The 26,293-nt window shown below is 57.2% G+C and carries 22 protein-coding genes; 19 read left to right on the plus strand and 3 right to left on the minus strand.

All coding sequences use genetic code 11. From position 1 onward, the window contains the following. Positions 1-350 precede the first annotated feature (350 nt). The 4 genes from proS to dnaE all read left to right on the plus strand — a co-directional run bounded on the left by proS (position 351) and on the right by dnaE (position 7,847). The gene (gene proS / locus FMN63_RS24680; RefSeq protein WP_148586743.1) at positions 351-1,679 is read left to right on the plus strand and encodes a proline--tRNA ligase; all 1,329 of its coding nucleotides are present in this window, start codon (positions 351-353) and stop codon (positions 1,677-1,679) included. 124 nt (positions 1,680-1,803) lie between these two features. Next, the gene (locus FMN63_RS24685) at positions 1,804-3,108 is read left to right on the plus strand and encodes a lipoprotein-releasing ABC transporter permease subunit (RefSeq protein ID WP_148586744.1); all 1,305 of its coding nucleotides are present in this window, start codon (positions 1,804-1,806) and stop codon (positions 3,106-3,108) included. An 11-nt stretch (positions 3,109-3,119) separates the two neighbouring features. Next, positions 3,120-3,836, plus strand: coding sequence for an ABC transporter ATP-binding protein (locus FMN63_RS24690; RefSeq protein ID WP_148586745.1), 717 nt, complete (start codon positions 3,120-3,122; stop codon positions 3,834-3,836). A gap of 507 nt (positions 3,837-4,343) precedes the next feature. Next, positions 4,344-7,847, plus strand: coding sequence for a DNA polymerase III subunit alpha (gene dnaE / locus FMN63_RS24695; protein ID WP_209001302.1), 3,504 nt, complete (start codon positions 4,344-4,346; stop codon positions 7,845-7,847). 12 nt (positions 7,848-7,859) lie between these two features. Here dnaE and FMN63_RS24700 read toward each other — a convergent pair whose 3' ends face one another. Beyond that, positions 7,860-8,261: a VOC family protein gene (locus tag FMN63_RS24700; RefSeq protein ID WP_148586746.1), complete on the minus strand. Its 402-nt coding sequence runs from the start codon at positions 8,259-8,261 to the stop codon at positions 7,860-7,862. Positions 8,262-8,327: 66 nt separating this feature from the next. After that, on the minus strand, positions 8,328-9,218 hold the full coding sequence (locus tag FMN63_RS24705; RefSeq protein WP_148586747.1) for a DMT family transporter: 891 nt from the start codon (positions 9,216-9,218) through the stop codon (positions 8,328-8,330). A gap of 136 nt (positions 9,219-9,354) precedes the next feature. On the opposite strand from FMN63_RS24705, the gene FMN63_RS24710 reads away from it, so the two are divergent. From FMN63_RS24710 to lpxB, 15 genes are all read left to right on the plus strand, one after another. Continuing rightward, positions 9,355-9,645, plus strand: a complete 291-nt coding sequence (locus FMN63_RS24710; protein WP_286192755.1) for a winged helix-turn-helix transcriptional regulator — start codon at positions 9,355-9,357, stop codon at positions 9,643-9,645. A gap of 238 nt (positions 9,646-9,883) precedes the next feature. After that, a complete protein-coding gene (gene rpsB, locus FMN63_RS24715) occupies positions 9,884-10,684 on the plus strand; it encodes a 30S ribosomal protein S2 (protein ID WP_148586749.1) in 801 nt (266 codons plus the stop codon). A gap of 144 nt (positions 10,685-10,828) precedes the next feature. Beyond that, positions 10,829-11,746, plus strand: a complete 918-nt coding sequence (gene tsf, locus FMN63_RS24720) for a translation elongation factor Ts (protein ID WP_148586750.1) — start codon at positions 10,829-10,831, stop codon at positions 11,744-11,746. A 69-nt stretch (positions 11,747-11,815) separates the two neighbouring features. Then, complete coding sequence (pyrH, locus tag FMN63_RS24725; RefSeq protein ID WP_148586751.1) at positions 11,816-12,535, plus strand: UMP kinase; 720 nt, start codon at positions 11,816-11,818, stop codon at positions 12,533-12,535. Positions 12,536-12,646: 111 nt separating this feature from the next. Continuing rightward, the gene (frr, locus tag FMN63_RS24730) at positions 12,647-13,210 is read left to right on the plus strand and encodes a ribosome recycling factor (RefSeq protein ID WP_148586752.1); all 564 of its coding nucleotides are present in this window, start codon (positions 12,647-12,649) and stop codon (positions 13,208-13,210) included. Between the two features lie 31 nt (positions 13,211-13,241). Beyond that, positions 13,242-14,009, plus strand: a complete 768-nt coding sequence (locus tag FMN63_RS24735; RefSeq protein ID WP_148586753.1) for an isoprenyl transferase — start codon at positions 13,242-13,244, stop codon at positions 14,007-14,009. 15 nt (positions 14,010-14,024) lie between these two features. After that, positions 14,025-14,867, plus strand: a complete 843-nt coding sequence (locus FMN63_RS24740) for a phosphatidate cytidylyltransferase (protein ID WP_148586754.1) — start codon at positions 14,025-14,027, stop codon at positions 14,865-14,867. Between the two features lie 16 nt (positions 14,868-14,883). After that, positions 14,884-16,095 (plus strand): 1-deoxy-D-xylulose-5-phosphate reductoisomerase, encoded by a 1,212-nt coding sequence (locus FMN63_RS24745; protein ID WP_148586755.1) that lies wholly within the window; start codon positions 14,884-14,886, stop codon positions 16,093-16,095. 100 nt (positions 16,096-16,195) lie between these two features. Further along, entirely contained in the window at positions 16,196-17,338 is a 1,143-nt protein-coding gene (gene rseP / locus FMN63_RS24750) for an RIP metalloprotease RseP (protein ID WP_148586756.1), read from the plus strand. 302 nt (positions 17,339-17,640) lie between these two features. Then, a complete protein-coding gene (gene bamA, locus FMN63_RS24755) occupies positions 17,641-19,884 on the plus strand; it encodes an outer membrane protein assembly factor BamA (RefSeq protein ID WP_209001303.1) in 2,244 nt (747 codons plus the stop codon). Positions 19,885-19,963: 79 nt separating this feature from the next. Next, positions 19,964-21,001 carry a UDP-3-O-(3-hydroxymyristoyl)glucosamine N-acyltransferase gene (gene lpxD, locus FMN63_RS24760; RefSeq protein WP_148586758.1) on the plus strand — a complete coding sequence of 346 codons (1,038 nt, stop codon included), beginning with the start codon at positions 19,964-19,966 and terminating at the stop codon, positions 20,999-21,001. A 49-nt stretch (positions 21,002-21,050) separates the two neighbouring features. Further along, the gene (gene fabZ, locus FMN63_RS24765) at positions 21,051-21,515 is read left to right on the plus strand and encodes a 3-hydroxyacyl-ACP dehydratase FabZ (protein WP_148586759.1); all 465 of its coding nucleotides are present in this window, start codon (positions 21,051-21,053) and stop codon (positions 21,513-21,515) included. 6 nt (positions 21,516-21,521) lie between these two features. After that, positions 21,522-22,319, plus strand: coding sequence for an acyl-ACP--UDP-N-acetylglucosamine O-acyltransferase (gene lpxA / locus FMN63_RS24770; RefSeq protein WP_148586760.1), 798 nt, complete (start codon positions 21,522-21,524; stop codon positions 22,317-22,319). A gap of 3 nt (positions 22,320-22,322) precedes the next feature. Beyond that, positions 22,323-23,228 carry an LpxI family protein gene (locus tag FMN63_RS24775; RefSeq protein ID WP_148586761.1) on the plus strand — a complete coding sequence of 302 codons (906 nt, stop codon included), beginning with the start codon at positions 22,323-22,325 and terminating at the stop codon, positions 23,226-23,228. Beyond that, entirely contained in the window at positions 23,228-24,412 is a 1,185-nt protein-coding gene (lpxB, locus tag FMN63_RS24780) for a lipid-A-disaccharide synthase (protein WP_148586762.1), read from the plus strand. Before FMN63_RS24775 ends, lpxB begins: the two co-directional genes overlap by 1 nt. Before the next feature lie 360 nt (positions 24,413-24,772). On the opposite strand, the gene gltA is transcribed toward lpxB, so the two are convergent. Beyond that, a complete protein-coding gene (gltA, locus tag FMN63_RS24785) occupies positions 24,773-26,065 on the minus strand; it encodes a citrate synthase (RefSeq protein ID WP_148586763.1) in 1,293 nt (430 codons plus the stop codon). Positions 26,066-26,293: the final 228 nt, after the last annotated feature.

The raw sequence follows: 26,293 nt of genomic DNA on the forward strand, positions 1-26,293 counted from the left end.
TCCCAAGACTCAGACCGCGATGTCCTTGAGCCTCTTGGCATTTCTGCCAAGGCATCTTTTTCTTATTGAAAGGGAAACTAGCGGATAGATTCAGTCTTGTCACCTATTTGTCGTGCACAGGCTATTTTTTTTGCTTGCCTATTTCCTTGGCGGTAATTTGGGCCAAGTTGCTGGTTCCAAAACTGTCTAAAAATTAGACGGAAAATCGCAGCCAATGCCCGCGTTCGTGCGCTTTTTTGCCGTCATTTCTGTATAAGGCAGCCCTGCCTGCGCAAAGGACTTGTATTTGGTGGCTGCTTGCGCTTTGACTGCGCACAAAACAGGCGATGCCCTAGATTGAGAGAACATTCATGCGTCTTTCCCGTTACTTCCTGCCCATTTTGAAAGAAACACCCAAGGAAGCGGAAATCGTGTCCCACCGGCTGATGCTGCGTGCCGGCATGATTCGCCAGCAGTCTGCCGGAATCTATTCCTGGTTGCCGCTTGGGTTGAAGGTCCTGCGCAAGATCGAGCGGATCGTGGAAGAAGAACAGGCCAGGGCAGGGGCCATTCAACTGCTGATGCCGACCATCCAGTCGGCGGACCTGTGGCGGGAAAGTGGTCGCTACGATGCCTATGGCAAAGAAATGCTGCGCATCACCGATCGTCATGAGCGGGACATGCTGTTCGGGCCGACCAACGAAGAAATGATCACCGACATCTTCCGCGGGTACGTGCGTTCCTACAAGGACCTGCCGCTGAACCTCTATCACATTCAGTGGAAGTTCCGCGACGAAGTGCGCCCGCGCTTCGGTGTCATGCGTGGTCGTGAGTTCCTTATGAAGGATGCCTATTCGTTCGATCTGGACAAGGAATCGGCTCGTCATGCCTATAACCGGATGTTTGTCGCCTACCTGCGCACATTCGCCCGGATGGGGCTGAAGGCGATTCCGATGAAGGCCGACACAGGCCCCATTGGTGGCGACATGAGTCATGAGTTCATCATTCTGGCCGACACCGGCGAGAGCGAAGTGTTCTGCGACAAGTCGCTGCTGGAGCTGCCGACGCCTGGGGAAGACACGGATTTCTTCTCAGATCTGACGCCGATCGTGACCGAGTGGACGTCTCCCTATGCGGCGACGGACGAAATGCACGACGAAGCCGCATTCGGCGCGTTGCCTGAGGATACCCGGGTTTCGGCACGCGGTATCGAAGTGGGCCATATCTTCTACTTCGGCACCAAATATTCCGACGCTATGGGGGCCAAGGTCGCGACTGCAGAAGGCACGGAAGTGCCGGTCCACATGGGCTCTTACGGGGTGGGTGTGTCGCGCCTTCTTGGTGCCTTGATCGAAGCCAATCATGACGAGAATGGAATCGTCTGGCCGAAATCCGTCGCACCGTTCCATGTGGGGCTGGTCAACCTGAAGCCGGGTGACGAGCTGACGGATCCGGTGTGTGAAGATCTCTATGCCAAGTTTGAAGCTGCCGGCATCGAGGTTCTTTACGACGACACGGACACGCGTGCAGGCGCCAAGTTCGCGACAATGGATCTGATCGGCTTGCCGTTCCAGGTCGTTGCCGGACCGCGCGGCCTGAAAGACGGATTGCTGGAGGTCAAGGACCGGGCAACTGGGGAAAAGGAAATGCTTTCTCCGGAAGCCACCTTGAACAAGCTGACGGCGGCATTGACGGACTAACCAAGTCCGGTGATCCTCTGTGCGGGGATTCGGTCGCAGCGGAAGTTGCGGCCAGTCGGTCTGCCTGCAGTGCTTCGGTGGGCGGCTGTGCTGAATTTTGGGGCTGTGCTGAACTGGATGGACAATGACAGCGGTAGAGACGGCGGACATTGACGACGGTCGCAAACCGGCAGCTCCAACACGTGCCTTTTCCGCATTTGAATGGATGATCGCAGGTCGCTATCTGCGGTCCAGGCGGCGCGAGACCTTCATATCCGTTATTGCAGGCTTTTCGTTCGCCGGCATCATGCTTGGCGTTGCGACGCTGATTATCGTGATGGCCGTGATGAACGGTTTCCGCACGGAACTACTCGGCAAGATCCTTGGGATCAACGGGCATATGCTGGTTCAGCCCATCGATCAGCCTCTGACGGACTACGATGCCGTCTCCGGCCGGCTCAAGGGCGTGCCGGATGTTATCAGCGCGATGCCCTTCGTCGAAGGACAGGCGCTGGTCTCCGGGCCCGCGGGAAATTTCGGAGCGCTGGTGCGCGGTCTTCATGAAAGCGATCTGCGCCAGGTGCCGCTGATCGCGAATAATGTCCGCCTGGGTTCGCTGGATGGTTTCGACAAAGGCGAAGGGATTGCGATCGGCTCGCGCATGGCGCAGCAACTTGGGGTCACCCTCGGTGACAATGTCACGATCATCTCGCCGCGCGGCAGCGTGACCCCGATGGGTGTGACACCGCGGCTGAAGGCTTATCCGGTCACCGCCATCTTCGAAATCGGCATGAGCGAGTATGACGCGACCTTCCTGTTCATGCCGCTGGAAGAGGCGCAGGCCTATTTCAACATGGACGGTAAGGCGACCGGTATCGAAGTCTATGTGGCGGACCCGGACAAGGTCGGCGCCATGAAGAGCATGATCGAGGAAACCGCGGACCGTCCGACGTTTGTGACCGATTGGCGCCAGCGCAATGTGACGTTCTTTTCGGCACTGGAAGTCGAGCGCAATGTGATGTTCATCATCCTGACGCTGATTGTTCTGGTGGCAGCGCTCAATATCATTTCCGGCATGATCATGCTGGTGAAAGACAAGGGCAAGGACATTGCGATCCTGAGGACCATGGGTGCAACGCGCGGGTCGATCATGCGCATTTTCCTGATTACCGGGGCCAGCATCGGGTTCGTCGGAACGTTCGCAGGGTTCTTTCTGGGGCTTCTGGTGTGCCTCAACATTGAATCTATCCGTCAGTTCGTTTCCTGGCTGACGAGAACCGAACTTTTCGACCCGACACTTTATTTCCTGTCCCAGTTGCCTGCGGAAATCGATTCAGGCGAGACGACCACTGTGCTCATCATGGCGCTTGTTCTGTCGCTGCTGGCGACAGTCTATCCGGCCTGGCGGGCGGCAAGGCTCGACCCCGTCGAAGCCCTCAGATATGAATAGGGAGACGGGAGATGAACATGGCCGTTGACCCCAGCCAGACACCCGGACTGGCACCAGCCGCCCTCCAACTGTCGGGTATTACCCGCAGTTTTGAAGAGGGGAGCCGCGAACTTCATATATTGAATGGTGCAGAGTTGCGCATCGAGGCAGGTGAGATGGTTGCCCTGGTGGCGCCATCCGGGACCGGCAAGTCAACCCTGTTGCATATCGCCGGCTTGCTGGAGCGTCCGGACGAGGGCGATGTATTTCTGGGGCCGGTCAATTGCTCCGATCTGTCGGATGACGATCGTACTGCCATCCGGCGCAACGACATCGGTTTCGTCTATCAGTTCCATCACCTGCTGCCGGAGTTCACCGCGCAGGAGAACGTGATGATGCCGCAAATGATCCGCGGTCTTTCGCGTAAGATGGCCGCAGAGCGTGCGGACGAACTTCTGAAATACATGCGTCTTGGGGATCGTGGCAGCCACCGCCCGTCCGAGCTTTCCGGTGGGGAACAGCAGCGGGTTGCCGTTGCACGTGCCGTTGCGAATGCGCCGCGGATCCTCCTTCTGGACGAGCCTACGGGCAACCTGGACCCCAATACAGCGGGTTACGTGTTCGACGCGTTGCAGGCTTTGGTGCGGGCGTCTGGCGTTGCAACGCTGTTTGCGACCCACAACCTGGAACTGGCGGGCCGCATGGACAGGGCAATCACGCTCGCCGATGGTCTCGTCAAGGACCTCTAGTTTCCCCAAACAGTTCTCTGAAGCCAAAAGTTTCCACTGTGGCTGTGCCTGGCTGTCTTCAGGTGTTGCTGCGATGAAGAACAAAGCAAAAACTCTCAGTTTTCAGCAAATTTGATTTGTCTGGTGGCAAGAGGAACAAAAAGGGCTTGCAAAGAGAACAAATATGGAACATACTCCAATTACGTAATGAGCCAAGGTTGGAGGGTGTGATGATGATCCATGTCGCTCGTGATTTTGCCGCTTTCGGTGCAATGGTTTGTTTCTGCACGACGCTTGCCGTCTGGGGCGATGTGTTGCTCTCCGTCGGTTGATCCTTTCCGGCTGTGTCAGTCTCGTATCGGCAGCTAATGCCGGTTCGACTTCATAGTGAACCGGGGCCTATGCCGCCGATGGGGTGGCAGGCCTTGGGGCAAAGAACAGCGGGAACAACTCTCCTGGCGTCTCGACAGGCAATTCTGAACGCGCTTCACTTGAGCGCTGATTCTGGAAGATGCTAAGAGAGCCGCCATGTCTGGTACAGATCCCAATATTTCCCGGTCTTCCGGTTTGGCAGAAGGTGCCGGCGACGGTTCAGGCGGTCCCGGTTACGTTCATCTTCGCGTGCATTCCGCCTTGTCGCTTCTGGAAGGCGCCTTGCCGATCAAGAAACTTCTTGACCTTGCCAAAGCAGATGATCAGCCGGCTTTGGCGATTACCGACACCAACAATCTTTTTGGCGCGCAGGAATTTGCGACCAAAGCTTGGGGAGCCGGTATTCAGCCTATCGCCGCTTGCCAGCTTTCTGTGTTTTTTGACGACGGACTGGAGAGTGGGCGGCGGGGCGAGCCTGCGCTTTCCGATGTCATTCTGCTTGCCATGACAGAAGCCGGTTACGGCAATCTGATGGAGCTGAGCTCTCGCGCGTTCCTCGATACGGAAACTGGTCTGAGGCCACATGTTTCTATTGGCTATCTTCTTTCAAAGTCCGAAGGGCTGATTGTTTTGACCGGTGGGGTTGGCGGGCCAATTGGTGCTGCGCTCCTTGCCGCACGGAAGGATCTTGCAAAAAGCCGCCTTGAGACGCTCGCCGACCGGTTCCCAGGCCGCTGCTATGTCGAAATTCAGCGCCATGGCATGGAAGCAGAACGCAAGACGGAAGATGCGTTTCTGGATCTGGCCTACGAACAAGGGCTGCCGCTGGTCGCCACCAACGAAGCTTTCTTTCCCAAGCGGGAAGATTATGAGGCTCATGATGCGCTGATCTGCATTTCCGAGGGCAGGGTGCTGATCGAGGACGACCGCAGACGCCTGACGCCTGAGCATTATTTCAAGAGCCGTGCGGAAATGTGCGCGCTTTTCGCGGATTTGCCGGAAGCGTTGGAGTCCACAGCCGAGATCGCCCGTCGCTGCAGCTTCCGCCCGTTGAAGCGCGCGCCAATCCTGCCTCGCTTTGCAGGAGCCGATGCGGATGCGGAAGAAGCTGAAAAGGCAGAAGCAGAGGAACTGATCCGCCAGGCCCGTGAAGGGTTGCGTGCGCGTCTCGATGCACATGGATTGGCGCCGGGGCTTGAGGAAAAGGACTACTGGGACCGTCTCGACTACGAGACCGGCATCATCGAGCGCATGAAGTTTCCCGGCTACTTCCTGATCGTTGCGGACTTCATCAAGTGGGCCAAGGGGCAGGGCATTCCGGTCGGGCCGGGCCGTGGTTCAGGTGCGGGGTCGCTGGTCGCATGGTCCTTGACGATCACTGATCTCGATCCCATGCGGTTTTCGCTGCTGTTCGAACGCTTCCTCAATCCTGAACGCGTGTCGATGCCTGACTTCGACATCGACTTCTGCCAAACCCGGCGTGAAGAAGTGATCCGGTATGTGCAGGAAAAATATGGTCGTCAGCAGGTTGCCCAGATCATCACCTTCGGGTCGCTCCAGGCCCGCGCGGTGTTGCGCGATGTCGGGCGCGTTCTGCAGATGCCCTATGGCCAGGTTGACCGCCTCTGCAAGCTCGTGCCTGCCAACCCCGCAAATCCGGTAACGCTCGGTCAGGCGATCGAAGAAGAGCCGCGTCTGCGCGAAGCGGCGAAGGAAGAGGAAATCGTCGAGCGCCTGCTGGGCATGGCCCAGAAGCTCGAGGGCCTTTACCGGCACGCCTCGACGCACGCCGCGGGGGTCGTCATTGGCGACAGACCTCTGGAACAGCTGGTGCCGCTCTACCGAGACCCACGCTCTGACATGCCGGTCGCCCAGTTTAACATGAAGATGGTGGAAGATGCCGGGCTTGTTAAGTTCGACTTCCTCGGCCTGAAGACGTTGACGGTTATCGATACGGCGGTGAAGCTGATCGAGCGGCGCGGTATCGACGTAGACGTTGCGGCGTTGCCGATTGACGACGAAAAAACCTACCAGCTGCTAGCCCGGGGCGAAACATTCGGCGTGTTCCAGCTGGAAAGTCAGGGCATGCGCCGCGCGATTGCCGGCATGAAGCCGGACCGGTTTGAAGACATCATTGCGTTGGTGGCGCTCTATCGCCCCGGCCCCATGGAGAACATTCCGGTCTACAACGCGGTGAAGCACGGCGAGCAGGATGCAGACTGTCTGCACCCGCTGCTCGAACCTATCCTGATGGAGACGAACGGCATTATCGTCTACCAGGAGCAGGTGATGCAGATCGCGCAGGTTCTGTCCGGCTACTCTCTCGGTGAAGCTGACCTTCTGCGCCGCGCCATGGGTAAGAAGATCGCCGCGGAAATGGAAGTTCAGCGGGCGCGCTTTGTCGATGGTGCAGTTGAGCGCGGCATCAACAAGAGCCACGCCGGTACGATCTTCGACCTTGTGGCGAAGTTCGCCAACTACGGCTTCAACAAGTCACACGCCGCAGCTTATGCGCTGGTCTCCTATCATACCGCCTGGCTGAAGGCGAACCACCCGGTCGAGTTCATGGCAGCTTCCATGACGCTGGATTTGGGGAACACCGAAAAGCTGGGAGACTACCGGCAAGAAGCCCGGCGCATGAAGATCGAGATCGAGCCGCCTTCCATCAACCGGGGGCAGGTCTACTTCGACGTGGCCGATGGCAAGATCCTTTACGCCATGGGGGCCATCAAGGGTGTCGGCGAGCAAGCTGTAGAGCATATTGTTGAGGTTCGCGGCGACAAGCCGTTCAAGAGCCTTGGTGATTTTGCGCGGCGAATTTCACCCAAAGCTCTCAACAAGCGCACGCTTGAAAACCTGGTGGCGGCCGGCGCCTTTGACGAGTTGGAGCCGAACCGGGCGCGGGTCTTTGAAGGTCTGGACCGGATCATGGGGCTGGCGCAGCGTACGGAAGAAAACAGGACGCTCGGTCAGGACGAACTTTTCGGCAGCAGCGACAGTGAAGAACCCTTGCAGCTCGACGATGTTCATGGCTGGACCAACGAGGAAAAGCTTCAGCGCGAGCATTCCGCCATCGGCTTTTATCTGTCTGCCCACCCGATAGACGAATATGCATCCGTGCTGGAGAAGATGCGGGTTCAGCCCTGGAGCCAGTTTTCGGAGGCCGTCAAGAAGGGGGCTTCCCATGGCCGCCTCGCCGGCACAGTGGTTTCCATGCAGGAACGCAAGACCAAGACCGGAAATCGCATGGGGATCGCCCGTCTTTCCGACGCGACAGGCCAGTATGAAGCGCTGCTCTTTCGCGAGAAGCTTGAACAGTTCCGCGACGCCCTGCAGGCGGGTCGGTCTGTGGTGGTGCTTGTCGGGGCTGACATGCGCGACGACGAACCGTCTCTCAGGATCGAGCAGGTCGATCCGATTGATCAGATGGCAGCGCGTCTTCAGAAAAGCATGCGTGTCTTCGTCCGTGACGAGCGGCCGATCCCGAGCCTTGCCAAGCAGCTGCAGGTGAGGGGGGAAGGCGATGTGACGGTGATTGTTCTTCTTGAAAACGGTGCACGGGAAGTCGAAGTCAAGCTTCCAGGACGTTTCCGTCTCTCTCCGGAAATCGCCGGGGCGTTGAAGGCGGTGCCGGGCGTCACCGACGTTCAGGTTGCATAGGCTTGTTTAAGCCTAAGTTCCGGCTGGCCAGATAATCTCCAGCCGGATGCCGCCCGGCTCTGTGAACATCATGTGCTTGCGCGGGCCGCCGCCGAGGGGCTCAGGCTCAAATTCAATTGTAATGCCCGGCCACGTGCGAATTCTGGCTGCAAGGTCAAGAAGCTTTTTCTCGCTTTCAACTTCCAACGCCACGTGGTGCAGGCCGATATTGGTCTTGCGATCGAACTTCGTCGTGGGCCGCGAGCGGTCGGCTTGCCAGAGAGTGAAACGCGCTGTGCCGTCCGAGACGGTGGTGCGCGGATAGCTGTCATCGCGCGCCAGCAGGTTCCAGCCGAGCAGCTCGGTAAAAAAGGCGGTGGTCTGGTCCAGGTCCTGGACGGTGAGGCCGAGGTGGTTGATGCCTTTGGTGGTCAAGACGAGGCTCCGTGAAAAGTAGCGGAAGCCTATCCATACATGCGCGGACTGATTCTGTCCTTACCGTCAGAGCAGCGCAATGATTGCCGTCCCGCCGACCACTGCAAAGGCGCCAAGCGTGGCCAGAGGTTTTGGCGCCTGTTTTTCCTTAAGCCAGAGGATCGGCAAGACAAGGACCGGAGACAGCGACCCCAGGATGGCAGCCAGGCCGGCGTGGAAATTATTGAAGGCGTAAAGCAGCAGCGATGTCGAAATGATGTAGCCAATGACGCCAGGAAGGATCGTCTGCCCAAGAAGCGGAACGGTCAGTTGGCTCTTGGGTTTGAAAACCAGGGTGGGCCACAGCGCGATCACGGATATGATAAAGGCGGCACCAGGAAGCCGGACCGCGGAAACAGCGAGGGGGCTCATGCCTTCCGCCATAGCGGGCTTTACCGCCAGAAAACCGAACCCCTGACACAGAACCGCAACAAGACCCAGCAGAACAACGGCCCAGAGTTGGCCGTTGAGCCGATCGCAGTCCGAGTTTTCATTGCTGCAAAACTGGACTGCCAGCAGCAGACCCGAAAGAACGACAAGACCACCAATGATATCCCAAGTGCCGAGGGTTTCACCGAACCAGAAGAATGCCATCACGGCGACAACAGGTCCCTTCAGCGACAACATCAGTTCCGTCCGCCTCGGTCCTCCCAGGCGCAGGCATTCAACCATGGCGAGATTTCCGGCGAGGATGCCGAAGGTCGTGCTCAGAACGAATGCGGGCCAGTGGTGCCAGGGGATGGACGACCAGTATCCGAGGATGGCGCAGAGCGCAGAGACAAGTGCCGCGCAGGCGGTCAACTGGATTCGCGTGAATTCGAACGCTCCTAGAAGCCTTGCTGGTGTCTGGGCAAGAACAATGCCCGTTGCCCAACCGGTTGAAGCGCCGACGGCGGCAGCGATTGGCAGAAGCAGCATGACAGGTGATCCTTGGTTTGCTACATATTCAGTAGCGATACCAATGCTACATAAATAATAGCAAGGAAAATACATGGCAACTTCCATACCCAGGCCCGGGCTGCCGGTGCGTGGATCAAAGTCCGGCAAACCTATCATGGCGTTGTTCGATCTGCTCGGGCGCAGCTGGGCACTGGGAATCATCTGGCAGCTCTCGGAAGGCAGCCTCACTTTCCGACAGTTGCAGGATCTTTGCGAAGGTGTGTCGCCAACGGTTCTCAATAAGCGATTGAAAGAACTGAAGGAATGCGCATTGGTAAAGCATGACGGCAGTGGCTACCTTTTGACAGACCTTGGGTTGGAACTGTTTGAACTGCTGGCGCCGTTCGGCGGTTGGTCGCAAAAGTGGTCGCAGGCGGTTTTGGAGAAAATCGAAGTCAAGAAATAGAGCTGAACCGAAGGTAGGATGCAGGCGATGCAGGCAAAGGTCTGCAAAGGTGCAAAACCGGCAAGAAAACCGGCCCTTAGGCCTTGAAATAAACTTTCCAGCCAACTATAAGGCGCGCATTCCACACGCAAGGGGCGGAAACCGAGCTTATCGGTATCCTTCCGGTGGCCGAAGGGAAATCTCTACGGTCCACATCCTCTTGCGGAGGTCAAACCGGAAAACTCAGGAGATAAGGGCCATGGCATTGCCCGATTTCACCATGCGTCAGCTGCTGGAAGCTGGCGTTCACTTTGGTCACCAGAAACACCGTTGGAACCCGCGTATGGGTCAGTACATCTTTGGTGTACGCAACGATGTTCACATCATGGACCTGTCACAGACCGTTCCGCTGTTTCACCAGGCACTCAAGGCCGTGTCCGACACGGTTGCCGGTGGTGGTCGCGTTCTGATCGTCGGTACCAAGCGTCAGGCTCAGGAAGCCGTTGCTTCTGCAGCGCGCAACTCCGCTCAGTATTATGTCAACGCACGTTGGCTCGGCGGCATGCTGACGAACTGGAAGACCATCTCCCAGTCCATCCAGCGCCTGCGCAAGCTGGAAGAAACCCTGTCTTCCGATGCTGCTAACGCTCTGACAAAGAAAGAGCGTCTGTTCATGGACCGTGAGCGTGAAAAGCTCGAGCGGAACCTTGGTGGTATCAAGGACATGGGCGGTATCCCGGATCTGATCTTCGTGATCGACACCAACCGTGAAGCCATCGCCATTCAGGAAGCCCGTCGTCTGGGTATTCCGGTTGCTGCGATCCTCGATTCCAACTCCAATCCGGAAGGCATCACCTATCCGGTGCCGGGTAACGACGATGCAGGCCGCGCCCTGTCGCTGTACTGCGACCTGATCGCACGTGCTGCCATCGACGGTATCTCCCGTGCACAGGGTGCTTCCGGCATGGACATCGGCGAAGCGGAAGAAGCTCCGGTTGAAGAAGTTCTTGCCACGGCTTCCGAGGAAGCTCCGGCTGAAGCAACAGCTGCCGAGGCTTAAGCCTCTCCTGCCGCGGTTCGCCGCGGCAGAATACTGTTGAAATTCGCAAGGCGGGCTGCAGTTTGTTGCAGCCTCGTCATAAAGACGCGGAAGGCCATCGGCTAAACCGTGTTTTATCTGAAACCCCCATGCACGAGGCAATCGATGAGCATTACCGCTGCGATGGTAAAAGAGCTCCGCGAGAAATCCGGCGCTGGCATGATGGACTGCAAGACCGCCCTTACTGAAGCGGGCGGCGATATGGAAGCAGCTGTTGACTGGCTGCGTACCAAAGGTCTGGCCAAGGCTGCCAAGAAGGCGGACCGTGTGGCCGCTGAAGGTCTGGTTGGTGTTGCTTCTGAAGGCACTAAAGCTGCCGTGATCGAGCTGAACTCCGAAACCGACTTCGTTGCGCGCAACGAAGGGTTCCAGGAGCTGGTCTCGAACGTTGCCAAGGTTGCTGTCGGCACCGATGGTTCCGTTGAAGCCGTTTCGACTGCAAATCTCGGCGGTAAGCCGGTTGCAGACGCGATCACGGACGCAATCGCCACGATCGGCGAAAACATGACGCTGCGCCGCACGGCGGTTCTGGCGGTGAATGAGGGCGTTGTTGCGACCTACGTTCACAGTTCCGTTGCTGATGGTCTCGGCAAGATCGGCGTTCTGGTGGCTCTGGAATCAGCAGGTGACAAGGACAAGCTGAATGGTCTCGGCCGTCAGATTGCCATGCACGTTGCGGCAACCAGCCCGCTGTCGCTGAACACCGAACAGCTGGATCCGGCAGTTGTCGAGCGTGAGAAGTCCGTCTTCTCCGAACAGGCACGCGAATCCGGCAAGCCGGACAACATCATTGAAAAAATGGTGGAAGGCCGTTTGCGCAAGTTCTACGAGGAAGTTACCCTCGTGAAGCAGGCCTTTGTGATCAACCCGGATCTGACGGTTGAGCAGGCTGTAGAGGCGCTCGCGAAAGAAATCGGCGCCGAAGTCAAACTTACCGGCTTTGTCCGCTTCGCCCTAGGCGAAGGGATCGAGAAGGAAGAGCAAGACTTCGCCGCAGAGGTGGCAGCAGCCACCGGGCAGTAAGCTCAAGAAAAAGCGCCGGCAAGTCCGGCGTTTTTTTTTTTAGAAAGACAATTTTTAAAGGGTGCACCCATGACGAATTCCTTGCGCTGGAAACGGATCCTTCTTAAACTCTCCGGCGAGGCCCTGATGGGGTCGCAGGCGTTTGGAATTGACCCGGCCATTGTGCAAAGGATCGCAAAGGAAATCGCCGACGCAGTGGCTCTGGGAGCCCAGGTCGGCGTTGTCGTCGGCGGAGGCAACATCTTCCGCGGTGTTGCCGTTGCCGCCAAGGGCGGCAATCGTGTGACCGGCGACCACATGGGCATGCTTGCAACTATCATGAACAGCCTCACGCTGGCTGATGCCCTGCGCCGCCTGAAAGTCAACGCGCGTGTTCTGTCTGCCGTCTCGGTGCCGTCGATCTGCGAGACCTTCTCGCAGCGTGTCGCCGACCGCTACATGGAAGACGGCGATGTGATCATTTTTGCAGGCGGTACGGGAAATCCCTTCTTCACCACGGACAGCGGCGCGGCTCTTCGGGCCGCGGAAATGAAATGCGACGCTTTCCTGAAGGGCACACAGGTGGACGGCGTCTATTCCGATGACCCGAAGGTCAACCCGAACGCCGAGCGCTACGAGACGCTCGGTTATGAGGAAATCATAACCCGGAACCTGAAAGTCATGGACACCACGGCCATTGCCCTGGCGCGTGACAATTCCATTCCCGTCATTGTGTTTTCCATTCATTCTCCCGGCGCTCTCGTCAGCGTGCTTCAGGAAACTGGCACCTACACTGTCGTGGGTGACTGAAAGTTTTAAGAACCAATCCCGGTTCAAGCTCTTGTGTTTCGGTGCGTTTATGCCATGTTGGCGCGCGCCGAGACTCTATTCAGCCAAGCACAAAACAACAGTGAGGAAACAATGTCGGTAGAAGGTGTGGACCTTGATGATCTGAAGCGCCGCATGCAGGGAGCGCTGTCGGTTCTGAAAACAGAATTTGCAGGACTGCGTACCGGCCGCGCGTCGTCGTCCATGATGGATCCGATTACTGTTGAAGCCTATGGCCAGTCCATGCCGATCAACCAGGTGGCCACCGTTTCCGTTCCCGAACCTCGTATGCTTGCGGTTCAGGTCTGGGACAAGAGCATGGTGTCGGCCGTCGAAAAGGCGATCCGGGAATCCAATCTGGGTCTGAACCCGGTTGTGGACGGCATGCTGCTGCGTCTGCCGATTCCCGAGCTGAACCAGGAACGCCGCCAGGAACTGATCAAGGTAGCTCACAAATACGCTGAACAGGCGAAGGTTTCTATCCGTCACGTCCGCCGCGATGGCATGGACACCGCCAAGAAGGCGGAAAAAGACGGTGACATTTCTCAGGACGACAGTCGCGTCGCCTCCGATGAGGTGCAGAAGCTGACCGATCAGATGATCGCGGAAGTCGACACCATGCTGGAGAAAAAAGAGCAGGAAATTTCCCAGGTTTGATCGACCAGGGAAGGGTGAGTTGGGGGAGCATATGAGCGTCAGCCCGGATCGCAACCTGCATGCACCTGCTGCAGATGAAACCGGTGCGAAAATGCCCCGTCATGTTGCCTTCATCATGGACGGCAACGGGCGGTGGGCAACCGCGCGCGGTTTGCCGCGAACTGAGGGGCACCGGCAGGGACTTGGCGCGCTGCGCAAGGTTATCCGTCATGCCGGTCAGGTCGGCATCGAAACCATTACGATCTACAGCTTTTCCTCTGAAAACTGGAACCGCCCGCAGACCGAAGTGTCCTTCCTGATGGGGCTGCTTCGCCGGTTCGTACAGCGTGATCTCAGTGAGCTTCACGAAGCCAATGTGCGCATCCGTATCATTGGCGGGCGTAGCGACCTGGAGCCGGGCATCCTCGCACTTCTCAACGAAGCTGAAGACCTGACCCGTCACAACACTGGTCTGAACCTTGTGGTTGCCTTCAACTATGGTTCGCGGTCGGAAATCGTTCGGGCGGCACAGGAGCTGGCAGCAAAGGTTCAATCGGGCGAAATTCAGCCGGCTGACATAACCGAGGAATCGATTACCGCAGCGCTTGACACATCCGGATTGCCGGATCCGGATCTTATCATCCGCACGAGCGGGGAAATGCGCCTGTCCAATTTCCTTCTGTGGCAGGCCGCCTATTCGGAATTCTACTTTTGCGATCTTTACTGGCCGGACTTCGATGAAGCGGCCTTCGACAAGGCTTTGAGCTGCTTCTGCAGCCGCGAGCGCCGGTATGGCGGCCTTGACGCCAAGGCAAACTGACCTCCGGCTCGAGCAATGGCAGAACCCGACCAGCACCCGAAAAAACTATCCGACCTTCGCCTCAGGTTCCTTTCGGCTCTCGTTTTGGGTCCGCTTGTTCTGCTGATAACGTATCTTGGCGGTCTTTCCTTCGCTGCACTGACGCTGGTCGCGTCCGGTCTGTTTCTCTGGGAATGGTTTTCGATCACAGGAACCCCGGCAAAGTCGGTAGGGGCCCTGACCGGGTTCGTCACGCTTTTTGCAATTGCAATCCTGTGCGTCGCCGGGCATCCGGGGCCTGGGCTGGTAGCTATGGTGCTGGGCGCTTTCATCGCCTATGCCGTCAGCGGCTTTTCGAAGACTGGCCGATGGGCGATAGAGGGGATTGTCTATAGCGGGCTTGCCCTGTTTTCGCTGCTTGCGCTTCGCGAAGGCAGCGAAGGACTTCTTGTGGCATTTTTCCTGGTGTTCGTGGTCTGGGCCACGGACATCTTCGCATATTTTACCGGCCGTGCGTTGGGCGGCCCCAAACTTATGCCGCGTGTATCACCTAAAAAGACCTGGTCTGGTGCTATTGGCGGACTGGTGCTTGCGACGCTGTTCGGCACGGGAGTCGCCCTTGTCGCCAATGCACAGCATCTTGTGTTGTGGGCATTGCTGGCCGCCGGTCTTTCGGTTGTCTCTCAAGCCGGAGATCTTCTGGAATCAGCTATCAAACGGCGTTTCGACGTCAAGGATTCCAGCCGGCTTATTCCAGGACATGGCGGCATCATGGACCGGATCGACGGGTTGGTCGCTGCTGCGATCTTCGCCGTGCTCATTGGCCTGGCGGCAGGCGGCAGCCTCGCTGATCCGCTTGCCGGTCTCGGTCTGACCTAAATTTGGAGTAACAGGCATGGCAGCTGCCTTAGCAGCACGCGACCCTGGCGCGAAAACCCGGATAACTGTTCTCGGCGCCACCGGGTCCATCGGCCAGAGCCTGGCGGACCTTATAGAAAGAAATCCGGACAGCTATGAGGTTGTGGCGCTGGTTTCGAACCGGAATGCCGCGGCTCTCGCCGACATGGCGAAAACGCTGAAAGCAAGTTCGGCGATCCTTGCTGACGAAACTTTCTATCCGGAACTCAGGGATCGGCTTTCAGGCAGCGGGATTAATACCGGAGCCGGGGAGGCTGCCGTCCTGGAGGCGGTCGACCGGGACACGGATATTGTCGTCGGTGCCATAGTGGGCGCGGCTGGACTAAAGCCGACCATGGCCGCTATTCGCGCTGGACGCCGCATTGCACTTGCCAACAAGGAATGCCTTGTTTGCGCGGGCGACTTGTTCATGAAAAAGATCCGGGCAACCGGTGCGGAGCTTTTACCCGTCGACAGCGAACACAACGCTGTGTTTCAGGTGTTTGAAACCGACAAGGCCGATATGGTCGAAAAGGTAATTCTCACAGCTTCCGGCGGGCCGTTCAGGGCGCTTTCGAAAGACGACATGAAAAGGGTGACGCCGCAGCAGGCGCTCAAGCATCCGAACTGGGACATGGGCGCGCGCATCACCATCGATAGTGCCACCATGATGAACAAAGGCTTCGAGGTGATTGAAGCTTCTCATCTTTTTCCGGTTTCTCATGATCAGCTCGGTGTGCTCGTCCATCCGCAATCAACTGTTCATGGTCTTGTGCAATACAAAGACGGTTCGTTGCTGGCGCAACTCGGCAGTCCGGACATGCGCACACCGATTGCCCATTGTCTCGCGTTTCCGCGACGGATGAACGTTCCGGTGAAACGTCTGGACCTTGCCGAACTCGGCACACTCACTTTTGAAGCTCCCGATCTCGATCGGTTCCCGGCGTTGCATCTGGCACTGGAGGCCATGCGGGCAGGGGGAATGGCGCCGGCGGCCCTCAATGCCGCGGACGAAATTGCCGTGGAGGCTTTTCTTACCGGACGCATCGGTTTCATGGATATTCCGGCTGCCATCGAGACGGTGCTTGAAGCCATGGGGGCAGGAGGGCTGTTGAGCGAGGCCGCCGGTGTGGAAGACGTTCTTGCTCTCGATACCGAAGTGCGGCGAAAGACCGCTGAATGGATAGAGGCGCGGCATATGGCGTGTTGACGGTTCTGGAAATTTGGTTTGCGACCATTAACACGCCGTAATTTTCTTTTTAGTACAAAGCTTCAAAATAATCCTAGCTGCGCAGGATCGGACACACTTCATGGATCTTCTTGCTTCCGCCTATTCCTTGATAGTCGGCACGATCATTCCCTTTTTATTCGTGCTGACAATCGTGGTCTTCTTCCACGAATTGGGCCATTTCGCAGTGGCTCGCTGGTGCAATGTGAAGGTTGACGCCTTTTCTGTCGGCTTCGGGCGGGAGCTTTTCGGTTTTAACGACCGGAAAGGAACCCGTTGGAAACTGTGCTGGATCCCGCTTGGCGGCTACGTCAAATTTGCCGGCGACGACAATGCGGCAAGTGTTCCCAGCCGGGAAGCCATTGCGCAAATGAGCGAGGAAGAACGGAAAACCGCGTTTGTCGCCAAGCCTGTCTGGCAGCGCATGGCTGTGGTCGCCGCCGGCCCTATTGCCAATTTCCTCCTCGCAATCGTGATTTTCACGGCACTTTTCGTCACTTCGGGCAAACAGGGCTTCGAACCTGTCGTCGAACAGGTGATGCCCGGTGGGGCTGCTGAGCGCGATGGCCTTCTTGCCGGTGATGTCGTGAAGGAAATTGACGGCAGGCCGATTCAGACTTTCGGTGAAATGCGACAGATCGTCCTGATGAATGCCAATACGCCTCTTGTCTTTGAAGTCGAGCGTGCCGGCAAGGATGTCACCTTGACGGTTACTCCTGACGCAAAAGAGAAAGAAGTCTTTTTTGGCGAGAGACAGGTGGCCGGCGATATCAGTCTCCGTGGTGTTTCCGATCCGTCCCACCTCGTTCACATCAAATACGGTCTCGGCGAAGCTCTTGTTGAAGGCACGGCGGAAACCTGGCGCATTATTGAAAGCACCGTGAGCTATATCGGGGATATCATCTCTCAGCGGCAATCGGCCGATCAGCTCGGCGGCCCGATCCGCGTCGCCCAGATCTCCGGTCAAGTCGCAGACCTCGGGTTCATGCCGCTTATTTCGCTTGCGGCCGTGCTATCCGTCAGCATCGGTCTGATCAATCTGGCTCCGGTGCCGATTCTTGACGGCGGGCACCTCGTCTACTTCGCTGCCGAAGCCCTGCGTGGCAAACCGCTTAGCGACAGGGTGCAGGACGTCGGTTTCAGGATCGGACTGGGGCTTGTTCTCATGTTGATGGTGTTCGTCACCTGGAAAGATATCATGCGGCTTGTGGGGACCAATTCATGACACCCGTGACATTGACGCAACGTCTTCAGACTAAATCGCTTTCCGCCCGGAAGGGCTGTTGCGTTATCGGTAAAAACCTATAAAACACTCGTCGGTTCCGAGAATCTGCTGGGGTGAGTGCGGATTCCCGGAAGGGGTATTAAAAATAAAGGCATAGCGCAATAATGCAGCGATTGCAGAGACTTACACGGGCCGTACTGTTGGCGGTGGCCGTATTTTCGATCGGGACTGTTTTGCCGAAAGCTTTCGGGCCGGTGTCCCTGGTTTCACAGGCTCAGGCGGCCGTTGCCAGAAGCATTGACGTGCGTGGCAATACCCGTGTCGAGGACGAAACCGTTGTCAGTTACATGACCATCGTTCCCGGGCGTTCGTACAGTGCGTTCGATGTCGATGAGTCTCTAAAGGCGCTCTACGCAACCGGGCTTTTTGCAACGGTCGACATCACCCCGCGTGGTAGCGTTGTCGTTGTGACGGTTACAGAAAACCCGATCATCAATCAGGTGTCTTTCGAAGGTAACCGGAAGATCAAGGACGGTGCGCTGGAAACGGCCGTACGCTCACAGCCTCGTTCGATGCTGTCCCGTGCGAAGGTTCAGGCCGACGTTCAGAACATTCTTGAAGCTTATCGCCGCTCCGGTCGCTATGGCGCGTCCGTCGAGCCGCAGATCATTGATCGTGGTCAGAACCGTGTCGATCTCGTGTTCGAGATCAACGAAGGTGCCAAGACCGGCGTTGAGCGTATCAGCTTCATTGGCAACTCCGCATTCAGCGATGGCCGGCTGCGCGATGTTATCCGTACCCGGGAAAGCGGCCTTCTGAGCTGGCTTCGCAGCACGGACACCTACGATCCGGACCGTCTGGCCGCGGATGAGGAGCTGCTGCGTCAGTATTACAACAAGAAAGGCTATGCGGATTTCCGTATTGTCTCCACGAGTGCGGATCTCGATCGCGAGCAAAACATCTTCTACGTGACCTTCACTGTGGAAGAGGGTGAGAAATACGAGATTGGTGACGTTGAGATCGTTTCCACGATCCCTGACGTTGATCCTGAAGATCTTCGCCGCCTTGTACGTACCAAGAGTGGCCAGACTTTCAATTCTCTGCGTGTCGAACAGTCTGTCGAAGACATCACGCTGCGTGTCTCGGAAGAAGGCTATGCCTTTGCCCGTGTCCGTCCGCGGGGTGCTCGCGACTACGACAACAACACGATTTCGCTGATCTACTACATCGAAGAAGGTCCGCGCGCCTATATCGAGCGGATCAACGTGATCGGCAATGACCGCACACGTGAATATGTTATTCGCCGCGAGTTCGACATTGCCGAAGGGGATGCGTTCAACCGTGCGCTTATCGATAAGGCTGAACGTCGTCTGCGTAACCTTGGTTTCTTCGAAAGGGTCTCGATCACCACACAGCAGGGCAGTGCGCCCGACCGCGTGGTTGTGAACGTTCGTGTCGAGGAAAAGCCGACCGGCGAAATCTCTTTCGGTGTTGGTTATTCGACTGTCGACGGTGTCATTGGCGACATTTCGCTCACCGAGAAGAACTTTCTGGGCCGCGGCCAGTTCGTGAAGCTTGCTGTTGGTGGCGGCACGGACACGCAGTCCTACGAATTCCGCTTTGTGGAGCCGTTCTTCATGGGGCGTCGTGTCGCGCTGGATCTTGATCTCTACCGCAAGGTGGATGATGCCAACGACTATCGCTCCTTCGATCAGGAGAAGACCGGTGGTGGTTTCGGCTTCACGTTGCCGTTACGGGAAGATGAGCTGACTGTCCGTCTGTTCTACAACATCTTCCAGGAGCAGAACTCCGATCCGGACAACAACTCGACCGACATCAACAACTGTGACACTGCAAGCCTTTCCCTGGCGGTCTGTGACTCCCTCGGTACCTATCTGACGTCTCTGGTTGGTTACGAGCTGCGTTACAATACGCTGGACCGTGTCCTGGATCCGTCCGACGGTATCTATGCGTCCTTCGGTCAGGAAATCGCTGGTCTGGGTGGTGACAGCTTCTACATCAAGACCGAAGTCCAGGCACGTGCCTACAAGGAAATCCTGGCTGATTACGGTCTCATCGGAAGCCTGTCGGTGCGTGGTGGTAACATCATGGCCCTTGGTGACGAGCGCTTGCGTGTGTCCGAGCAGTTCATGCTGGGCGGGAACCTAGTGCGTGGTTTCGAAAACCAGGGTATCGGTCCTCGTGACGCCACGACTGAAGATGCAATCGGTGGCCGCTTCTACTTCGCTGCAACAGCCGAAACGATGTTCCCATTCCCGGTCATTCCCAAGGAATTCGGCCTGAGTGGTGCGGTGTTTGCCGATGCTGGTTCCTTGTGGGATGCAGACAGCAGCCTCGTGAGCCTCGTGGATAACAATGGTGGTCAGATCGACTCGAACGACTTCAACGTCCGTGCGTCGGTTGGAGCAGGTATCCGCTGGAACTCTCCGTTCGGACCTCTGCGGGCAGACTTTGCATACCCGATTGTCAAGAACGACTCTGACAAAACGCAGATTTTCCGGTTGAGCGGCGGTACGCGCTTCTAAACTGCGGTCACATAGGATAGAAAACGGCCGCCGATCCGTTCGGCGGCCGTTTTTGTTGGCTGGCAAGAAGGATAATATCATGTCCGAGCCAAATTTTTTTGAATCTCCGGCTCCGGTCTCTCTTTCAGATATCGCGTCCTGGGCGGATGCGGAGATCGCTCGCGGCGAACCTGAGTTGATGATAACGGGTGTCGCGCCGCTGGAAGATGCCACGCCCGGCGCCCTGGTCTTTTTCGACAACACTGCTTATCTCAAGAAACTGGATGGCACCACGGCAGCAGCTTGCCTGGTTAACAGGAAGCACAAGGACAAGGTGCCTGAGGGCGTTGCCGTTCTTGTCTGTGCAGATGCCTACCGTTCCTGGGCAAAGGTGCTTGCCAAACTTTACCCCGCGGCCATGGTGCCGGTAGACGCAGGCCCTGCGGTGATTTCAGAACGGGCGGTAATTGATCCGGCCGCTTCGCTTGAAGACAATGTCACCGTGGAAGCGGGCGTTGTGATCGCAGCCGGTGCAGAAATCGGTGCAGGTACGGTCATTCGTGCGAATGCTGTCATCGGGCAAGGCGTGAAGATTGGCCGCGACTGCGTAATAGGTCCAAATTCTACGGTTCAGCACACTGTTATTGGTAACAGGGTTTATCTGCATCCGGGCGTTTGCTCCGGCCAGGATGGCTTTGGGTATGCAATGGGGCCCATGGGGCACCTCAAGGTTCCCCAGGTCGGCCGGGTGATCATTCAGGACGACGTAGAAATCGGTGCCAATACGACCATCGACCGTGGGGCAAACAGGGATACGATCATCGGCGAGGGCACGAAGATCGATAACCAGGTTCAGATTGGCCACAATGTGGTGGTTGGACGCCACTGCGTTATTGTTTCCCAGGTTGGTTTGTCCGGAAGTTGCACGCTTGAGGATTTTGTCGCCATCGGCGGGCAAAGCGGAGTGCGCGGTCACGTTACCATCGGTATGGGATCTCAGGTGGCTGCCGTAAGCGTTGTAAATGATGACCTGCCTGCCGGCGGGCGCTATGGCGGCACACCGGCTAAGCCGGTCAAACAGTGGTTCCGCGAGGTCGCTGCCGTCAGAAAGCTTGCAGAGCGCGGCAGCGGATCGTAAACGGATTACAAACAGGACTTTGCGGCGGTCATTCGCCAAGGGGTGGTATATGGTAGACGCAGAAAACAAAACACTTGCCAGCGCAGACATCATGAGGATCATGAAGCTCCTGCCGCACAGGTATCCTTTTCTTCTGATCGACAAGATCATCGAGATGGACGGTGACGACAGCTGTATCGGCATCAAGAACGTCACCATCAACGAACCGCATTTTACAGGACACTTTCCAGAGAGACCGGTTTTCCCGGGCGTTCTTCTGATCGAGGCCATGGCTCAAACGGCCGGCGCGCTCTGCGTGCATGCGCGCGGTGACGATGCTCCGCCGCAGTTGGTCTACTTCATGACCATCGACAAGGCGAAATTCCGCCGGCCGGTGGAACCTGGTGACCAGGTTTATTTCCACGTCAAGAAGATCAAGCAACGCTCCAACATCTGGAAATTCGATGCTGTCGCCAAAGTCGATGGCAACAAGGTTGCAGAAGCAGAAGTCAGCGCGATGCTGGTAGATGCGTGAGGATATATGACTGACATCCATCCAACGGCCATAGTCGAAGACGGGGCCGTGATCGGCGAGGGCGTTCGTATCGGGGCATATTCGATTGTCGGCCCGGACGTGAAACTCGCCGACGGAGTTGTCCTGGAATCGCATGTCGTTGTTTCGGGTCACACAAGCGTTGGGGCCAATACGCATATTTTCCCCTTCGCAAGCATTGGCCACAAACCGCAAGACCTTAAGTTTTCTGGTGAAGTCAGCTTTTTGGAAATCGGTGCCAACAACCAGATCCGTGAACATGTGACCATGAACCCGGGTACGGAAGGTGGCGGCGGCTATACCAGGGTCGGTGATAACTGTCTTTTCATGATGAGCTCGCATGTCGGCCACGACTGCAAGGTCGGCGACCATGCGATTCTGGCCAACAATGCCACGCTTGCGGGGCATGTCGAACTTGATGATTTTGTCATTCTAGGCGGTTTGAGTGCTGTCAGGCAGTGGTCGCGTATAGGAACGGGCGCAATCGTGGGGGGCATGACTGGTGTCGAATTCGACGTCATTCCTTTTGGCTCCGTGATCGGTGACCGCGCCCGCCTTGCCGGGCTCAACCTTGTCGGTCTCAAGCGCAAGGGTTTTCCTCGGGAACAGATCCATGCCCTGCGTGCAGCATATCGGGCACTGTTTGAGAGCAATGAAGGAACCTTGCGCAGCCGGGCTGAAGCGGTGGCCGCTGAAGGTGCTGATCAACCTCTGGTCAAGACGGTTACCGACTTCATCCTTGAAAAGGAAGACCGCCGGTTCTGCACGCCGCGCAGCGACGACTGACGGATGGCCGGGGCGGATACGGCGACAGGACCACGCCTTGCCCTGATTGCGGGGAATGGCAGTTTGCCCTGCCAGATCGCGGATGCTCTCAGCAATGCCGGACGTGACTTCAAGATTATCGCCATCAAGGGTGAAGCGGACGAACGCACACGCGTTCAGGCCGACGCTGAGCTTGGTTGGGGCGAAATCGGTCGGCTCTACAAATTTTTGGAAAAAACGGGCTGTCAGGACGTGCTTCTGATCGGTGGTGTTTCCAGACGCCCCGATTTCACGTCCATCCTTGGTGATTTAGGTACATTGAAGCGATTGCCGACGATTATCAGGGCGTTGGCCGGTGGTGACGACAGTCTTTTGACCAAGGTGATCCGCCTGTTCGAAGTCGAGGGGTATCGGGTTGTGGGGATCAAGGATGTAGCGCCGCAACTGCTGGCTTCAAGCGGGGTGCTGGGAAAAGTGCAGCCAACCCAGACGGATTGGCGGGATGCGGAACTCGCCTTGCGGGCGTGTGAAAAGCTTGGCGAACTCGATATCGGCCAGGCAGCCGTTGCTGTGGGAGGAAGGGTTGTTGCGCTTGAGGGGGCGGAAGGAACCGATGCCGTCCTTCAGCGGTGTGCGGAGTTGAAGCGCAATGGCCGGATACGGGCCAAGGGTCGCGCCGGTGTTCTCGTGAAGACGGCCAAACCAAATCAGGATTTGCGCGTGGATCTGCCTACTGTCGGGCCGAAAACCATCGATTTGGCGGCGGCCGCAGGTCTCGCGGGAATCGCTGTTGAGGCGAGCGGTGCCCTGATCGCCGAAAAGGAAGTTACCCTCAAAAGGGCTGATGACGCGGGTCTTTTTGTTGTCGGAATAGAGCACGAATCGAAACTCGATGGCGCTTCACCTGATCAGTCGGACGAGCGTTCGTGATGAACGGACAGGTGCCCTCGATCTGCGTGGTCGCCGGGGAGGAATCCGGAGACCAGCTTGGTTCGGAGTTGATGAAGGCACTCAACGAGCGTTTGGGGACAGGGATTCGTTATTGCGGTGTTGGCGGCGAACGGATGACGTCTCTGGGGCTCAAGAGTTTCTTCGATATGTCCGATGTCTCCGTCATGGGACTAACCGCAGTGCTTGCCAGACTTCCGTTGATCATCAAACGTGTCTACCAGACCGTGGATGCGGTTGTTGCGGCCAATCCAGATGTGCTGGTGATTGTCGACAGTCCGGATTTCACCCACAACGTTGCCAAGCGCGTGCGAAAACGGGCACCGCATATTCCCATCGTAGGCTATGTTTCGCCGTCCGTCTGGGCCTGGCGTCCAGGCCGCGCCCGCAAGATGAGTGTCTATGTAGACGACCTTCTGGCCCTGCTGCCTTTTGAGCCAGACGTTCACCGCAAGCTCGGTGGACCACGCACGCATTATGTTGGCCACCCTTTGAGCGAAAAGGCAGACGAGCTCCGCCCCACGGCGGGCGAAAGATCATCGGTCGACGCAGACGAGAAGATCTTGCTCGTGCTTCCAGGAAGCCGGCGAAGCGAGATCGACAGGCTCTTGGCGGACTTCGGGGCAACGGTCGCACTCGTTGAAAAAAAGGTGCCTGGCCTCAAGGTGGTCTTGCCTGCTGTTGCGCATTCCGTAGACAAAATCCGCCTGGAAACTGCCGGTTGGTCCGTCCCGGTCGAGATCGTCACGGGACTTGAGGCAAAGCGGGCAGCCTTCAGGAAAGCGCACGCAGCCTTGGCCGCGTCGGGTACTGTCTCGCTTGAACTTGCCCTTTCAGGCGTTCCAATGGTGGTTGCCTACAAGGTCGACTGGTTCTTCAGGCGTATCAAGGATCTCAACCGGATCTTCAAATTCTCCAGCGTCGATTCTTTCGTGCTGCCGAATATTATCCTCGGGACAAAAGCGATACCGGAATTCCTTGATGAGGAAGTGCAACCGGACGTGCTCGCCGGTCATCTTGTCGAGCTTCTGAAGAACGGTCCAGAGCGTCAGAAGCAGATCGAGAATCTGCAGAGACTAGACGATGTCATGCGACTGCCGGATGGTCATAGCCAGCGGGGTGCTGCTGCAGATGTGGTGCTTGAGGCTATGAAGGCTAAGGCCTGACGATTTCCTAAATTGACTGACTGCTGACAGGAAGAAGTTGGATCTTCAAGCAGACGGAATAGCTCTGCGAGGCTGGGAAGATCGACGGTTTCTCCATGTGTGTTTGAGACCAGTCGACCAGGCAGACACCCAGCAGAAGCGCAACGCAACAGACCTCTCCAATGCCGAACAACATCAGCTTTCTTCAGGCTGCTTTGCGTCTAGCCAAATACATACAAATAAACCGGGTGCGTTCTATACGTGTTTCACGGTTCCAGTTAGGCACAAAAAAGACGCCCGGCAGTTAAGCAGGGCGTCTTCATTTTGGCATGTACGCAGATATAAGCTGCGAAAAATTACAGGCGACTGCCGGCGTGCGCCTTAACGGCGTTGTTCGATCGGCGTGTAGTCGCGCAGCTTTTCACCCGTGTAGAGCTGACGCGGGCGGCCGATACGCTGGGACGGATCTTCCACCATTTCTTTCCACTGGGCGATCCAGCCAACAGTACGGGCCAGAGCGAACAGAACGGTGAACATTGTTGTCGGGAAGCCGAGCGCGCGCAGCGTGATGCCGGAATAGAAGTCGATGTTCGGATAGAGCTTCTTGTCGACGAAGTATTCGTCGTTGAGCGCGATTTTTTCGAGTTCCATGGCAACGTCCAGAAGCGGATCGTCCTTGATGCCAAGTTCGCCAAGAACCTCGTGCGTCGTTTTTTGCATGATCCGAGCGCGAGGATCGTAGTTCTTGTAGACGCGGTGACCGAAACCCATCAGGCGGAACGGGTCGTTCTTGTCCTTCGCGCGGGCGACGAACTCCGGAATACGATCCACGGAGCCGATTTCCGACAGCATGTTGAGGGCAGCTTCGTTGGCGCCGCCATGTGCCGGACCCCAAAGGCAGGCAATGCCGGCCGCGATGCAGGCAAACGGGTTTGCACCGGAGGAGCCGGCCAGACGCACCGTAGAGGTCGAAGCGTTCTGTTCGTGGTCGGCATGAAGAATGAAGATGCGGTCCATGGCGCGGGCCAGAACCGGGTTCACCTTGTATTCCTCACAAGGCACGGCAAAGCACATATGCAGGAAGTTTGCTGCATAGCTCAGGTCGTTGCGCGGATAAACAAAAGGCTGACCGACATGGTACTTGTAGGCCATTGCGGCAATGGTTGGCATCTTGGCGATCATGCGCAGCGACGCGACCATCCGCTGGTGCGGATCGGTGATGTCTGTCGAGTCGTGATAGAAAGCGGACAGCGCACCAACCGTGCCAACCATGACAGCCATCGGGTGAGCGTCGCGGCGGAAACCGGAGAAGAACCGGTTCATCTGTTCGTGGATCATCGTGTGATAGGTCACACGGTTGACGAAGTCTTCCTTCTGGGTCTTTGTCGGCAGTTCGCCGTAAAGCAGAAGATAGCAGGACTCCAGAAAGTCACCGTGGTCTGCGAGCTGCTCGATCGGATATCCGCGATAGAGCAGGGTGCCTTCATCACCATCGATATAGGTGATCTTGGATTCGCACGACGCGGTGGAGGTGAAGCCCGGGTCGTAGGTGAACATTCCGGTGTCCTTGTACAAGGACGAGATGTTCACGACGGACGGTCCGATGGATCCGTCAAGAACGTCGAATGCGTGGTCGTTACCACCGACATTGAGCTTGGCGTTGTTGTCGGCCATTCAGAAACCCCTTTACGTTAAACGGATGTGCCGTCCTGGTTCGACCCTTCAGGCGATGGGTCCCGTTTCCGGTTGCCGGACCAGCACTGGAGACTTTTCGCGTATTGCGTATCCCATTTACTGCACTGCCGCAAGCTGGGCGATATAACGCTTTGGTCAAAGACGTATTTCGCCCGCCAGTGCAGCCGCCGGAAGCTTGGATTTTGCTGTAAGGTGCACCCGGCGGCA

Origin of the sequence: Stappia sp. BW2, assembly GCF_008107695.1 — a bacterium.
Lineage (GTDB): Bacteria > Pseudomonadota > Alphaproteobacteria > Rhizobiales > Stappiaceae > Roseibium.

Coding starts and splice junctions, on each gene's coding strand:
- lpxB (WP_148586762.1), top strand. CDS start 23,228: ATGAACGGACAGGTGCCCTCGATCTGCGTGGTCGCCGGGGAGGAATCC.
- FMN63_RS24735 (WP_148586753.1), top strand. CDS start 13,242: ATGAGCGTCAGCCCGGATCGCAACCTGCATGCACCTGCTGCAGATGAA.
- FMN63_RS24705 (WP_148586747.1), bottom strand. CDS start 9,218: ATGCTGCTTCTGCCAATCGCTGCCGCCGTCGGCGCTTCAACCGGTTGG.
- frr (WP_148586752.1), top strand. CDS start 12,647: ATGTCGGTAGAAGGTGTGGACCTTGATGATCTGAAGCGCCGCATGCAG.
- lpxA (WP_148586760.1), top strand. CDS start 21,522: ATGACTGACATCCATCCAACGGCCATAGTCGAAGACGGGGCCGTGATC.
- rseP (WP_148586756.1), top strand. CDS start 16,196: ATGGATCTTCTTGCTTCCGCCTATTCCTTGATAGTCGGCACGATCATT.
- FMN63_RS24740 (WP_148586754.1), top strand. CDS start 14,025: ATGGCAGAACCCGACCAGCACCCGAAAAAACTATCCGACCTTCGCCTC.
- FMN63_RS24690 (WP_148586745.1), top strand. CDS start 3,120: ATGAACATGGCCGTTGACCCCAGCCAGACACCCGGACTGGCACCAGCC.
- FMN63_RS24745 (WP_148586755.1), top strand. CDS start 14,884: ATGGCAGCTGCCTTAGCAGCACGCGACCCTGGCGCGAAAACCCGGATA.
- pyrH (WP_148586751.1), top strand. CDS start 11,816: ATGACGAATTCCTTGCGCTGGAAACGGATCCTTCTTAAACTCTCCGGC.
- FMN63_RS24685 (WP_148586744.1), top strand. CDS start 1,804: ATGACAGCGGTAGAGACGGCGGACATTGACGACGGTCGCAAACCGGCA.
- rpsB (WP_148586749.1), top strand. CDS start 9,884: ATGGCATTGCCCGATTTCACCATGCGTCAGCTGCTGGAAGCTGGCGTT.
- tsf (WP_148586750.1), top strand. CDS start 10,829: ATGAGCATTACCGCTGCGATGGTAAAAGAGCTCCGCGAGAAATCCGGC.
- dnaE (WP_209001302.1), top strand. CDS start 4,344: ATGTCTGGTACAGATCCCAATATTTCCCGGTCTTCCGGTTTGGCAGAA.
- gltA (WP_148586763.1), bottom strand. CDS start 26,065: ATGGCCGACAACAACGCCAAGCTCAATGTCGGTGGTAACGACCACGCA.
- proS (WP_148586743.1), top strand. CDS start 351: ATGCGTCTTTCCCGTTACTTCCTGCCCATTTTGAAAGAAACACCCAAG.
- fabZ (WP_148586759.1), top strand. CDS start 21,051: ATGGTAGACGCAGAAAACAAAACACTTGCCAGCGCAGACATCATGAGG.
- FMN63_RS24775 (WP_148586761.1), top strand. CDS start 22,323: ATGGCCGGGGCGGATACGGCGACAGGACCACGCCTTGCCCTGATTGCG.
- lpxD (WP_148586758.1), top strand. CDS start 19,964: ATGTCCGAGCCAAATTTTTTTGAATCTCCGGCTCCGGTCTCTCTTTCA.
- FMN63_RS24710 (WP_286192755.1), top strand. CDS start 9,355: ATGGCGTTGTTCGATCTGCTCGGGCGCAGCTGGGCACTGGGAATCATC.